Origin of the sequence: Salegentibacter mishustinae (genome assembly GCF_002900095.1) — a bacterium.
In the GTDB taxonomy this organism is placed as follows: Bacteria; Bacteroidota; Bacteroidia; order Flavobacteriales; family Flavobacteriaceae; genus Salegentibacter; species Salegentibacter mishustinae.
Window position 1 is genome coordinate 39,816 of sequence record NZ_LLKN01000002.1, and the last position, 13,321, is coordinate 53,136.

At 40.1% G+C, this 13,321-nt stretch carries 11 protein-coding genes; all 11 read right to left on the reverse strand.

Features of this window, described 5'->3' with window-relative positions; genetic code table 11:
* Positions 1-14: 14 nt before the first annotated feature.
* The 11 genes from lpdA to APB85_RS03180 all read right to left on the reverse strand — a co-directional run bounded on the left by lpdA (position 15) and on the right by APB85_RS03180 (position 13,299).
* A complete protein-coding gene (gene lpdA, locus APB85_RS03130; protein WP_057482989.1) occupies positions 15-1,418 on the reverse strand; it encodes a dihydrolipoyl dehydrogenase in 1,404 nt (467 codons plus the stop codon).
* 89 nt (positions 1,419-1,507) lie between these two features.
* On the reverse strand, positions 1,508-1,936 hold the full coding sequence (locus APB85_RS03135; protein ID WP_057482988.1) for a Fur family transcriptional regulator: 429 nt from the start codon (positions 1,934-1,936) through the stop codon (positions 1,508-1,510).
* Between the two features lie 35 nt (positions 1,937-1,971).
* The gene (locus APB85_RS03140; RefSeq protein WP_057482987.1) at positions 1,972-4,524 is read right to left on the reverse strand and encodes a heavy metal translocating P-type ATPase; all 2,553 of its coding nucleotides are present in this window, start codon (positions 4,522-4,524) and stop codon (positions 1,972-1,974) included.
* A gap of 277 nt (positions 4,525-4,801) precedes the next feature.
* Positions 4,802-5,563, reverse strand: coding sequence for an AlbA family DNA-binding domain-containing protein (locus APB85_RS03145; RefSeq protein ID WP_057482986.1), 762 nt, complete (start codon positions 5,561-5,563; stop codon positions 4,802-4,804).
* Positions 5,564-5,620: 57 nt separating this feature from the next.
* Positions 5,621-5,839 carry an SHOCT domain-containing protein gene (locus APB85_RS03150; RefSeq protein ID WP_008615618.1) on the reverse strand — a complete coding sequence of 73 codons (219 nt, stop codon included), beginning with the start codon at positions 5,837-5,839 and terminating at the stop codon, positions 5,621-5,623.
* Positions 5,840-5,869: 30 nt separating this feature from the next.
* Positions 5,870-6,229 (reverse strand): SpoIIAA family protein, encoded by a 360-nt coding sequence (locus APB85_RS03155; RefSeq protein ID WP_057482985.1) that lies wholly within the window; start codon positions 6,227-6,229, stop codon positions 5,870-5,872.
* A gap of 26 nt (positions 6,230-6,255) precedes the next feature.
* A complete protein-coding gene (locus tag APB85_RS03160) occupies positions 6,256-6,678 on the reverse strand; it encodes a Fur family transcriptional regulator (protein WP_057482984.1) in 423 nt (140 codons plus the stop codon).
* A gap of 24 nt (positions 6,679-6,702) precedes the next feature.
* The gene (locus APB85_RS03165; protein WP_057482983.1) at positions 6,703-7,032 is read right to left on the reverse strand and encodes a P-II family nitrogen regulator; all 330 of its coding nucleotides are present in this window, start codon (positions 7,030-7,032) and stop codon (positions 6,703-6,705) included.
* A gap of 95 nt (positions 7,033-7,127) precedes the next feature.
* A complete protein-coding gene (locus tag APB85_RS03170; protein ID WP_173636774.1) occupies positions 7,128-8,378 on the reverse strand; it encodes an efflux RND transporter periplasmic adaptor subunit in 1,251 nt (416 codons plus the stop codon).
* Between the two features lie 22 nt (positions 8,379-8,400).
* Complete coding sequence (locus APB85_RS03175; RefSeq protein WP_057482981.1) at positions 8,401-12,834, reverse strand: CusA/CzcA family heavy metal efflux RND transporter; 4,434 nt, start codon at positions 12,832-12,834, stop codon at positions 8,401-8,403.
* Positions 12,835-12,972: 138 nt separating this feature from the next.
* Positions 12,973-13,299 carry a DUF6660 family protein gene (locus tag APB85_RS03180; protein ID WP_225573949.1) on the reverse strand — a complete coding sequence of 109 codons (327 nt, stop codon included), beginning with the start codon at positions 13,297-13,299 and terminating at the stop codon, positions 12,973-12,975.
* Positions 13,300-13,321 lie beyond the last annotated feature (22 nt).

The window sequence follows — 13,321 nt, forward strand, 5'->3', positions numbered from 1 at the left end:
CTGTTAGGTCAACTTTAAATATGCAACGCCCTGTCTTCGGTAGCTGCCAGACAGGCCTCCTTAAAGGTCTCGGAAAATGTGGGGTGACCGTGTGACATTCTTGCAATATCCTCGGCAGCCGCCCTAAATTCCATCGCTACCACCGCTTCGGTATAACTGTCTGCTATGCGAGGGCCTATCATATGCACGCCCAATATCTCATCGGTTTCCTTATCTGCGATTACCTTGATAAAACCATCCGTATCCATACTTATCTTCGCCCGTGCGTTTGCCTTATAGGGAAAAGAGCCCGTTTTTATACTTCTATTGGTCTTCTTCAGTTCTTCTTCCGTCAAGCCTACACCGGCGACCTCAGGCTGGGTGTACACGATATTTGGGATAAGGGAATAATTGATATGTGGCTTTTGACCTGCTATGCTTTCGGCTACAAAAACGCCTTCTTCACTGGCTTTATGGGCAAGCATTGCCCCCCGGATTACATCCCCAATGGCATACACACCCTTGACATTGGTTTCAAGGTTTTTATCTACCGTTATCTGTCCTTTCTCATTGGTTTCCACTCCTATATTTTCAAGCCCTAAACTGGCGGTGTATGGTTTTCGGCCAATGGCCATAAGACAGTAATCGCCATCTAAACTCATTTCTTCTTTATCGGAAAGATTTTCCGCTTTCAATTCTACTTTATCCTCAGTTGCCGTTGCGTTTGTCACCTTATGTTCCAAATAAAAATCAATTCCCTGTTTTCTAAGGGAACGGTGCAATTGATGTCCCAGTGCGCCGTCCATAGTGGCGATAAGGCTATCAAAATATTCTACTATGGAAACCTTTGAACCCAGGCGGGCGAATACGGAACCTATCTCAACACCGATAACGCCACCCCCAACGACCATTAAGTGCTTGGGGATTTCCTGTAGGGCAAGGGCTTCGGTGGAAGAGATGATACGCTTTTTGTCTATTTTAATATTGGGCAGTGAAGCGGGTTTGGACCCTGTGGCAATGATGATTTTATCGGTTGTTATGGTTTCCGTTTTGTCCCCGCCCTTAATCTCAATCGTGTTTTTGTCCTTGATGGTGCCGTGGCCTTGATAGACGGCAACCTTGTTCTTTTTCATCAGATAATCAACACCATTGATGATTTCCTGTACCACATCCTGAACCCTTTGGTTCATTTTCAGGATATCGACATTGGCCTCTTTAACATCAATCCCAAAATTTTCGAATTGATGCTTGAGTTTGTAATAATGCTCAGAGGCTTCCAACCAGGCTTTTGACGGGATACAGCCCACGTTAAGGCAGGTGCCGCCAAGCGTGTTGTACCTTTCAATAATGGCTACTTTTAATCCTAATTGGGCGCAACGGATCGCACTTACATACCCGCCCGGGCCAGATCCTATTATAGTTACATCAAATTTTTCCATATTCACATTTTTTTAAGTTAGTTACGGTGGAAAAAACCTTAAGCTTGACCATTGGGGGCTGGGATTCAGGCTTAAGGCACTCCCACCTATTATTTTTTACTACAGTTTTTACATATCCCTTTTAAAACTAGGTTCACATCGTTCACCTCATACTGGTTTGGCAAACTCTCTTCCGATATTTTATTTGGTAAACAGATTGTTTTCTTACAATTGGTACAATGAAAGTGCATATGTAAATCTGTACTGTGTTTACCTTTGGCGTTTTCATCGGAAATCGCATATTTTGCAAAAGCAGTTCCATCGTCAATTTGGTGCACCATGCTTTTTTTCTCAAAGAGCTTTATCGCCCTGTAGAAAGTGGTCTTATTGGCTGTTTTGATATTTTTATTGATAAAGACTTTTTGCATTTCATTTAAACTTACTGCATAAGTTTTCCTTTTGAGGTATTTGTAAATTTTCAACCTCATTTCAGTGGGACGTATCCCTTTTGACGATAATTTTTTTTCCGTTTTTGTCATTTTATATTCTTTCGAAAAACAGTCTAAGTCCGGATCTAATCTTTTTTATAAGCCAAAAGCCTTAACGCATTAAAAACCACCAGAAGCGTCGAACCTTCATGGATTACTACCGCCACTCCAATATTTGCCAAGCCGAATATGGTTGAAGGTATAAGCAGGGCCACAATACCAAGGCTAACCCAAAGGTTTTGCCTGATAATCGCCTTTGCCTTCCTGCTTAAACCTATGGCAAAGGGCAGGGTTTCCAACTTATCGGCCATTAGCGCAATATCCGCCGTTTCCAGGGCTACATCACTTCCCGCAGCACCCATAGCTATTCCTACAGTGCTGTTTGCCATGGCAGGGGCATCATTAACGCCATCGCCCACCATTGCCACCTTGGATTCCTTTTCTTTTAATTCTTTTATAGCATCCACTTTTTCTTCCGGTAATAAACTACCCCAGGCATCGGTCAATCCTATTTCTTCTGCTACTGCGTCTGCTACCTTCTGGTTATCACCAGTAAGCATGATCATTCGTTTAATTCCTATTTCTTTTAATTTTTTAAGGGTTCCCTTGGCGGCTTCACGAGGGGTATCCATTAATGCAATGATGCCTATATATTCTTCATTTTTTCGTATAAGCATTGTTGTATTTCCACCACCTTCAAGACCACGCACTTTCGTAGCTATTTTTTCGGAAGGTGTACTCTCATCAAGCCCTTCGTACAGGTCGAGGTTACCTATATAGATTTTATCATTGCCAAATGATGCTTTAATCCCTTTACCCAGAACTGCCTCTAAATTAGAGGCATTTGGGATTTCCTCGCCTTCCAGACGCTCTTTTCCATCACGAACTACAGCTTTGGCCAGGGGGTGATCACTAAGACCTTCCACGGCTACTGCTATTTTGAGAAGTTCATTGTCTGAAATATCCCCAAGTGGCACCACTTGGGTAAGTTTTGGCTTTCCTTCCGTTAGAGTTCCGGTTTTATCAAAGGCTAGGGCGGTAATAACCCCCAGGTCCTCCAGAGGGCGCCCTCCTTTAATTAATACCCCGCCACGGGCAGCTCTGGCCACTCCACTTAATACAGCACTTGGGGTCGAGATTGCCAACGCACAGGGACTTGCAGCTACTAATACGGCCATCGCCCTGTAAAAGCTGGCGCTAAAGGGTTCGTCAATAACTAAAAAAGCAAACAAAAGAATCCCGACCAAAATAAGGACGGACGGCACAAAATATTTTTCAAATTTATCGGTGAGCAACTGGGTAGGCGATTTTTGAGTCTGAGCTTCGTTAACCAGTTTCACCAATCGGGAAAGCGTTGAATCTTTGGCTGCTTTGATAACTTTAATCTCCAAAGTATTGTTCCCATTGATCGTTCCGGCAAAAACGCGGTTTTCATCTTTAATATCATCTACCTCTGAGTAATCCTTCTCAACATCTTCTACGGGAACTTTATCTACCGGTACACTCTCCCCGGTTATTGGAGCCTGGTTAACACTACTCTGCCCATCTACCACTACGCCATCTGCAGATATTTTACTATTTGGTTTCACCACAATGATATCCCCAATATTGAGTTTTTCGATACCAACTTCTTCCGTTTTACCATTTTTCTTAACCAAAGCTGTTTTTGGCGCCAGTTCTGCCAGTGCAGCTATAGATTTTCGTGCTTTGTTCATTGCATAATGCTCCAAGGCATGCCCCAGGCTAAAGAGAAATAATAACAAAGCTCCTTCAGCCCATTCCCCAAGAATAGCTGCTCCTATAGCTGCGACCAACATGAGAAAATCAATTTCAAATCCACCTTTGGCTACGGTCTGTATGGCTTCTTTTGCTGTAAAGTAACCTCCAAAAAAGTAGGCACCTATGTATAGGGATAAGCTGACCCATTCCGGTATTGATGTTACGTAGGACAAACCAAAACCAATACCCAAAAGAGCACCACAAATAATAGCAAAAATAAGTTCGGTGTTTTTCCCAAAAATACCTCCGTGGGCGTGGGAATGTTCTTCCCCGGCCCCGTGGCTATCCGCTTCTCTATGATTCTGGAGATCAGTATCTTTATGCTTTTGTTCTTCTATATCCCTTACCTTTTCTTTATTTAAATTTTGAGGATTCTTTTCGGCAGATTTAAAGCCCTTATTCTCAGCAGAGGAGCTTTTTTTAACTTGTAGGTTTTCTTTTTCGAGCTTTGTAGTTATCTCATCAAAACTTGTTTCCCGTTTATCATATTCTAAACGGATCATTCCTCCGGCATTGGCGGAAGCTTCCAAAACACCATTGATATTCAACAGACTCTTTTCTATAGTCCTTGCATGCCGGGTATGTCTAATCCCCTCAACCTCTATAAGCAAATGTCCATATTTCGCGGTAATTTCAGCCCCGGTTCTTTCTGCCAATGATTGAATGCGGTCAATAGAAATTATATCCGGATCGTAATGAAAGCACAATTGTGGCACCGTATCTTCCTGATCATCCGCTATGTGGACTTTTTCAAGGCCATTTTCGGCTTCCAGTTCCTTAATTAGCCTTTCCACACAAGCGTCTTTTTCATTAGGTACCTGTGGAAGGATTACGGGAATTTTGATTTTTAGTTTTTTCATATCCTTAGTTATTTGTATCCAGTTTTTTGCTTGTTCCTTATCCTGAAGGTCAAAATATTTGACTTCTGAACCGGTAAAGAAATGAGTAGCTTTAACGACCCATTCCTGCTATTTTTTTCGCCTACAAATTTTATGACTTTTTTCGATGATATTGTGGATTAGCGGATGGGTTTTTTATATCCTTCTTCGTGATTCTACCATTGATTTTAGCAGCAATCAAGTTTTCTTTTTCTATGTCCAATACCTATATCATTTTTTCAATTTTATAGGGTTTATATTAATTTAAGTGTATCTCCAAATACTCCAGAGCCTCAGGCATATCCAACTCGCGGGTTCCGTTCCCGGTTCTGATAAAGAAATGCGAACGATCGCCCAAATTCAAATACACAGGTTTTTGTGATTTGTGAACCCTTACATAACAGATATCCTTTTCTTCGAATTGGTAAAAGGCCACTTTAACCAAAGGGCAAAAATGAGTGCCGAACTTGAGGGACACCAATTGCATTATATATTGCTCAAACCCGTCCTTGCCAGGTTTTTTTAAAGTACCGCAATCCTGTTCCAGCCCCAGAATACTACCTTCATCATCAATTCCGATAATTAAATGCCCTTCTTGGGTGTTCATAAACCCGGCAATTGTTTTTGCTATTACGTCCTCCAAAGCCTTATTCGGTTTAAACTGCCTCAAATCCCATCTCAAGGTAGATTTAAATTCTACTTGCTGGTTTTCTCCTGCCGCAATCAGCTCCCTGATCTCCTCCAGCTTATCTCTTCTTCCGGTCAATTGAAATATTCTTTGCCTGACCATAAACATAAGCGACAAGGCAATGCCCAGCAGTCCAAATAGCAATTTGATGATGGCTTGATCCAAATCCCATGAACTAACTTCCTGCTGATATGAAGCAAGCAGAGATTTCCACCATTCGCCATTACCTCCCTGCATGTCATACATGTGGAGTGAAATAACCAGGGGCTGTATTATAAATAAGCCAAGGGCTAATCCAATGAATATAAAAACAAATACTTTGCGTTTTTTCATTTTTACCTTCTTTTATAAGCCATAGGTGCCATCGCTTTCGATGCCTGTGCCTTATAACTACTTCTTCTTATCCTGAAGGACTTTCTTCTTTTGTTCAAATTCCTCATCGCTTATCTCGCCCCGGGCGTATCGTTCTCTCAGGGCTTCCATAGCCTTATCCTTCCGTCTATTTTGTCCCGGGGTGGGATAAGGAATTAAGAATATCCAAAAGATGAGGATTATCCAAAGCCCCCACCATATCCAGTGCATTCCCCCAAAATTCCAGTTGTCCATCATAATCTTTCTGTTTAAATTTATTTAACTTTTTTAATGATTTCCTTTCTCCATCCATTCCTTGGCCAAATGTTTTTCTTCAAGGCTAAAGAATTTAATATGTGCCTTTGTAAAGGGTATCAAAACTTCGGTAAACTGTTCCTGCCATTTTGTAATTCCCACCAATGCAACCTTTTTAACGCGTTCTTCATTCGGAAGTTTCAGTTCAATGCCCTTCCAATACGCACTTGCAGTCCACCCCTCAAAATTTTCCATTTCAATATACCAGTATACTTTATGGTTTGCCTGTATATGGTTTTTTAATTGAGATATCAAATTGTCATAATCGGTAGCATCCAATCTATTTTGAGCTACCATATATACCTTGTTTTCTTTTTTATAAATTTTCATCATTGTTCCAATTTTTTAAATCAAAAAACTTAATCCAAGTCATTGCTACATTTCTCACAGACTCCCTTAGCCACCAGATTAATATCCTCTGCCACGTAACCTTCGGGCAGATTTATCTGAGGGATTTTATGTTCTGTAAGGCACACGGTTTCCCCGCAACTATTGCAATGAAAATGTAAGTGAAGGTCGTTACCCACCTCGCATTCACAATTGTCTTCACACAGGGCATATTTAATGATGCCGGTGCCATCCTCAATTTGATGCACAATTCCTTTTTCTTCAAATGTCTTCATAGTACGGAAAAGCGTACTCCTTTCCGAGCTTTCGAAATCTTTCCCAAGGTCGCCTAAACTAATGGCCACATTCAATTGTGCCAACCGTTTATAGGTCATCAGGCGCATTGCCGTAGGGCGGATGCCTTTGCTTTCTAACTTTTTTACTATTTTTTCCATTGGGCGTAAAAGGGTTTAGAAAATTTAACGCTTTAAGGATTCCCCGGTTTTTATCTTGAAAGCATCTTCAATGTCAGACAAATAAATGATGCCATCACCTGGATCCGGTGTTTTCCCGTTTTCCAGGATGATATTGATAGCCGATTGTGCTTCTTCATTTTGACATACCAGTTCTAACTTTACCACCGGGCTGTCGGTTACACGGAAATCTAAAGAAGGTGATGCGCCTTTTGCTTTAAATGCTCCGGTACCTTCCCCCTGAGACAGCGTCATACTTTTGAATCCGCTTTCGCTAAGGGATTCTATCACTATTTGAACCCGTTTTGGCTTTATAAATGCTTTTATTTCTTTCATTACTGTGGTTTTAATTTAGTATTAAGGATGAACCCTCTGGAATTTTAATCAAGACAAACATTTAACAGAGAGTCCATCCATCTATTTTTTTTAATTTAATGACCATGGGAAGTCTGGCTTTTCTGCATTTCAGAGACCAGATAATAGGCATTATTATAAGCAACCAAAGTACCTTCAGGCAGAGGCTCCAGCAGTTTAATTTCAACCCAACCATCTTCAGTTATTCCCGTTCTTACCTGCACCGGTTTCAATTCCCACTCGGTTTCACCATCTTCCTGGTGTTTTTGGGCCGTAAAGATGTAGGGATTTCCTTCTTCTTCAATTATTGCTTCTTCCGGTAAGGCAGGAACAGCTTCTTCACCCGTCCTGATTTTTCCGTTTATATACATCCCCGGAATTAGAAAATCTTCTTTATTATCGATTTCTGCATGCACATGTACCGCTTTGGGGTTTTGTTCAAATTGTTTCCCCACTGAATAAATTTCCCCGGTTAAATTACTGCCTGGAACCGATTCCAGTGTAAACGCAATCTTTTGGCCTTCTTTCACCTTATAAATATCTTTTTCAAAAACCATTAGATCGGCATGAACATGTTCATTATCAACTACCATAAACATGCTGGTTTGCGGCTCCACATACTGTCCTATCTGCACCAGTACTTTTTCTATATAACCTCCAATTGGGCTTACTACCGGAATATATTCATATAATTCACCGTCTCTAACCTGGGAAGCATTTAGGTTTAACTGGCGTAATTGTGATTCGTACCCCCGTACTTCACCTTGTACAGACTGGTAATCGGATTGGGTCTGTTGAAAAGTTTTTCCAGATCCTACCTCTGCTTCATATAAACGTTTCTGTCTTTCAAATTCCTTTTCCAAAAATTGCATCCTACTATATGCATTAATATAATCAGACTGCATTCTGGTTAAATTTGGGTGAGAAAGATAAGCCAACACCTGACCTTTATTTACCTTATCCCCCTCAATAACCTTTATAGAAGTTATATTACCGCCTAAAATTGCCGTAACGGTAGCTTCATATTGTGGCGGCACTTCTAACTGGCCATTGGCTTCCACAATACCGGACAAAGCTTTTTTAGGTAAGGTATCTACTTTGATGCCCAAACTATTGAATTTCATCTCTGAAAGATGTACTGAACGCATCCCGCCTTCTTCTTCACCGTGTTCTTCATCTCCTTCCTCACCGTGATTTTCACCTTCTTCGGTATTAGTAGTTGCAGTTTCACTGGAAGCGTCATCCCCTTCCTCAGGATTTTCTTTACATCCAAAGAATATGCTGAGCGTTAAGGCAAGCATTAAAATATTTATTGATCTTGTATTCATATCGATTTTCTTATTTTAATTTTTAATTTGAATTCTTAAGGTAATATTCCAGTTGGTAACGGCTGTCGAGATAATCGTTAAAAGCACTCCAGGCATTTACTTCGATTCTAATGGCATCTCTTATATTTTGAAGGAAGGTTACGTAATCTATAGCACCTTCCTTAAATGCTAATACCGACCCATCCTGTTGTTCCTGTGCTAAAGGAAGCGCTTCATCCCTATAATAATTCCATGAGTTTCTCCATTTGATGTAGTCTTCCCGCATATTTTTATAGGCGATTTCCAGTTCGAGTTTATCCTGGTAAAAGTTTTGCTCTGCAATCTTTCGATTCACTTGTGCTTCCTGGGTACGGCCTAATTCCGGCCCAAAAAACAGTGGAATTTGAATTCCTATTTGATATTGAAAGAAACCCGATTGCCCGGCTATTTCCTGCCTACCGTATTGACCCTGAAATTTGGGCAAAAATTCAGATTTTCGTTCTCTGGTAACCGCTTTTGCCACGTCAATTCTTTGTTCTGAAACCTGTAGTAAGGGATGATTTTCAAGAGACTCTACCAGAAAGTTTAAAGGTTCATCCAATGCTTCAGCAGGCAAATCTGGTACATCGTAAATTGTGTCACTAACAAACCATAGGTTTAAGCGCTGTATTGATTTCAGATAATCTCGATAAGCTTGTTCTAACTGTATTTTCACCTCATTCCCCTGATTTGAGGTGGCAAGATATTCCAGTTTAGAGGTAGCTTCTGTCTCATACCTGATTCTAGCCGCCCTTTCAATATCTTCGAAAATAGAATCCATTTTCTTATATACCTGATACCTCTTTTTACTTGTATAAACAGATGTCCAGGCCCTGCTTACTTCACGTTCAATTTCAATAGTAGATAGCTCTAAGGCATTTTCAGCAAGTGCCACCCTTTCTTTCTGTAGTTTTAACCGGGGCACTATTCCGAAAATATCGATGCCTTGTTGTTGGACGCCAATTTGGGTATAGATCCCATCAGAGCCATTTCCTACTTCTTCTTTTCCTGTAAAGATTTGGGTGTTTCCAAAATCAAAGGCGGTTTTGCGCAATACTTCCTCACTTTCAATTTCGAGCTGGGCAGCTTGGAGCTGTGGAAAATTTTTGATTGCCATTTCTTTTGCATCCTCCAAACTAATTGTTTGTAAAGAATCCTGTTGTGAATATTCAGATGACATTGCATCAGATTGTGCATTTACAGAAAAGGTTCCGCCTAAAACTAAGCCAATTATCAAAATCGTAGCTAAAGATCGCGAATTGGAAGAACCTAGTTTATTCTGTTCTTTTTTCTCTCGTTTTCTTTCTACAAGGGTATATAGTACTGGTAATACAACCAGCGTAAGCAGTGTAGCTGTAAGCATCCCACCTATAACCACCGTAGCAAGTGGTTGTTGAACTTCTGCACCGGCTGATGTGGAAAATGCCATTGGTAAAAAACCGAAAATATCTGTTGTTGCTGTTAACATAATAGGTCGTATTCGTTCTTTGGTTCCTGTAAAAATTCTATCTCTTATACTGGTTACTCCTTCTTCTTTTAAAGAATTGAATCTATTTATTAGTACCAGCCCGTTTAAAACTGCAACCCCGAATAATACAATAAAACCTACCCCAGCAGAAATACTGAATGGCATTCCCCGCAACCAAAGGGCAAAAACACCTCCAATGGCAGCGAGGGGTATGGCTATATAGATCATGACAGATTGGGAAAACGATTTTAGGGCAAAATATAGAAGAACAAATATCAAGAAAAGGGCAATGGGTACAACAATTATCAAGCGGTCCTTAGCACTCTGAAGATTTTCGAATTCCCCCCCATAAGTTATATAATACCCGGGAGGTAATTCTAATTCTTCATCTAATCTTTGCTGAATATCATTAACGACGGACTCTACATCCCTTCCCCGGGCATTTACACCCACATAGGTTCTTCTGTAGGTATCATCTCTCGAAATTTGCATAGGGCCCGGAACATATTCGATATCTGCTATTTCTTTTATCGGTACCTGAGTTCCGTCGGGAAGATCGATATACATTCCACGCAAGTCATCAATATTCTTTCTATGTTCTTCATCAAATCTTACTACTAAATCGAATCGCTTTTCTCCTTCAAAAATGACTCCTGCGGTTCCTCCCGCAAAAGCAGTACTTATATAATCATTTGCTTTTTGGATATCCAGGCCATATTGAGCAATTTTATCACGGTTAAATTTCACGGTCATTTGTGGCAGCCCAGATGTTCGTTCAGGATTAACATCTCCTGCTCCAGGTACGGTCTGGATAATATTAGCCATTTCCTGTACCTTTTCCGACAACACCCCCAGGTCCTCTCCATATAGTTTAACCGCAATATCTTCTCTAACCCCCTCTAATAATTCGTTGAACCTTAATTCTACAGGTTGCGTAAACACAAGGTTTACCCCAGTAAGTTCTTTATTGAGTTTTTCCTTGATTTGCGCTATAAGTCCTTCTTTAGTTTCAGCGGTTGTCCAATTATCCTTATCTTTTTCAAGAATCAGGTACATATCTGCGATATCCATCGGCATTGGATCTGTTGGGATGTCCGCTACTCCAATTCTTGCTGTTGCTGTTTTAATTTCAGGAAAATTTTCTAGAAGGATATTTTCTATTTTTTTGGAAACTTCAATAGACTCTGTTAATGAACTTCCTGGTCTGATTAAAGCCTGCATTGCAATATCCCCTTCATCCAGTTGAGGCACAAATTCTCCTCCCATTCTGGAAAAAAGGAAACCGGCTAATACAAGTAGAACAGCAGCAGCACCTACAACAATGAGCTTCAGTTTTAATGCCCCTTTCAGTAAAGGCATATATACCCTTTGTATTCCACCAATTATCTTATCACTTATCCTTTCCAGCCAGCGTTCAAACCTTCCAAACCAGTTCTTTTTATTCTGAATGGGTTTCATAAATAGGGCAGACATCATAGGGACATAGGTAAGGCATAAGAAAATAGCACCTATCATGGCAAAACCGAAAGTGTACGCCATCGGCTTAAACATTTTACCTTCTACCCCCGTAAGAAAAAGTATAGGCGTGAATACAATAAGAATTATAATCTGTCCAAAAAATGCGGAACTCATCATCGTGCTCCCAGCATCATAGGCTACTTCATCCATTTTAGCCTGATTGAATTTCACCTTGCCAGATCTTATCCGTTTTTGTATTTCATACACGGTTCCCTCGATGATAATCACTGCACCGTCTATAATGATTCCAAAGTCAATAGCGCCCAAACTCATTAGATTGGCCCAGACATTGAATTGTTTCATTAAAATAAAAGCAAAAAGCAGTGATAAGGGAATAGTGGTAGCAGTAATAAGTCCACCTCTTAGACTACCTAATAACAATACCAGGGCAAAAATCACTATCAATGCACCTTCCAGTAAATTTGTTTTAACAGTATCGGTTGTTCGTGCTATTAATTCACTCCGATCAATAATTGGCTCTATGGTCAAACCTTCAGGAAGTGACTTTTCAACTTCTGCCATCCTATCTTTAACATCCTGAATTACGGCATTGGGATTGGCGCCTTTTAACATCATTATTATCCCGCCTACGGCTTCCTCTCCGTCTTGAGTGAAAGCTCCGTAGCGTACCTGATTTCCAAACTGAACATCTTCCGCAACATCTCCAATAGTTATCGGAATAGAATTTTCGGTAGTAATAGCAATTTTCCTTATATCCTCCAGTGAACGGATTAAACCTTCACCTCTAATAAAATTTGACATTTTATTTTTCTCAATATAAGCTCCACCGGTATTCACATTGTTTCGGGCCAGCGCCTCATAAACCTCAGAGATACTTATACCCATACTGTTTAATTTCTCAGGATTGATTGCTACCTCATATTGTTTTATGGAGCCTCCAAAAGAATTTACTTCCACCACACCTTCCAGCAAGGTAAGTTGTCGCTTGATTATCCAGTCCTGAATAGTTCGTAGTTCCATGGGAGAATATTCAGTTTCGTATCCCTCCTTTGGCTTTATGGTATACTCATAAATTTGACCCAATCCGGTTGAAATAGGTCCCATAGCAGGACTTCCAAATTTATCGGGAATGGTTTCTCCCAATTCATTAAGTTTTTCCTGTACTAGTTGACGAGGGAGATAAGTTCCCATATCATCTTTAAAAACAATAGTAACTACCGAAAGTCCAAACCGTGAAATAGAGCGAATCTCTGTAACTCCAGGTAAATTACCCATCGAAAGTTCTACGGGATAGGTTACAAATTGTTCAATATCTTCTGTGGCAAGATTTGGCGACTGGGTGATCACCTGAACCTGATTGTTAGTAATATCTGGCACCGATCCCAGGTTGACGGTCATCATGGACCAAATACCCGTCCCTATCAGCGCTAAGGTAAGTAGTCCAATAATAAATTTATTATTAATGGAAAATGCGATTATCTTATTAATCATATAAATAAAAATTTAATTCAGTTAAAATTCTTGATAATAATTTTGTGCCTAACAAAATCTATCAATAGGACCAAGGATCTAGTATGAGAACCAGGATTTGGTCAAAAAAGGATATAATTATCCTTTAAAAAAACTGAATTAAACTTTTGGAGGATCTAAAAAGGAAAGAATAGGTTCTTCCACTGAGCTGTCAAAATGGACAAAGGCTTTTGATGGAATTTCAATAATCAAAGCCTTGAAATTTGAAGAACCGAAATCTACTGTATGCACATGGCAGCAATGGCAACTACAAAAAGGAGGGCATAAATCTGCTACTTTATCATGTGAATAGTCGATATCTAAATTCTGCGTAGCAACCACTGTTACTTCTGAATCAGAAATCACTTGTGAAGTGTCACTATCATTACAGGCTAATAAGTTAAGCCCGAATATATATAGAGATAATATGACAGCGATAATTTTCACACTACAAAGATAAAAAAAAATC

Bases quoted from the DNA above. Each gene is read 5' to 3' on its own strand.
- APB85_RS03165 (WP_057482983.1), bottom strand. From the start codon at position 7,032: ATGAAAGAAATAAAAGCATTTATAAAGCCAAAACGGGTTCAAATAGTG.
- APB85_RS03145 (WP_057482986.1), bottom strand. From the start codon at position 5,563: ATGAAAAAACGCAAAGTATTTGTTTTTATATTCATTGGATTAGCCCTT.
- APB85_RS03155 (WP_057482985.1), bottom strand. From the start codon at position 6,229: ATGATGAAAATTTATAAAAAAGAAAACAAGGTATATATGGTAGCTCAA.
- APB85_RS03135 (WP_057482988.1), bottom strand. From the start codon at position 1,936: ATGACAAAAACGGAAAAAAAATTATCGTCAAAAGGGATACGTCCCACT.
- APB85_RS03150 (WP_008615618.1), bottom strand. From the start codon at position 5,839: ATGATGGACAACTGGAATTTTGGGGGAATGCACTGGATATGGTGGGGG.
- APB85_RS03175 (WP_057482981.1), bottom strand. From the start codon at position 12,834: ATGATTAATAAGATAATCGCATTTTCCATTAATAATAAATTTATTATT.
- APB85_RS03170 (WP_173636774.1), bottom strand. From the start codon at position 8,378: ATGAATACAAGATCAATAAATATTTTAATGCTTGCCTTAACGCTCAGC.
- APB85_RS03140 (WP_057482987.1), bottom strand. From the start codon at position 4,524: ATGAAAAAACTAAAAATCAAAATTCCCGTAATCCTTCCACAGGTACCT.
- lpdA (WP_057482989.1), bottom strand. From the start codon at position 1,418: ATGGAAAAATTTGATGTAACTATAATAGGATCTGGCCCGGGCGGGTAT.
- APB85_RS03160 (WP_057482984.1), bottom strand. From the start codon at position 6,678: ATGGAAAAAATAGTAAAAAAGTTAGAAAGCAAAGGCATCCGCCCTACG.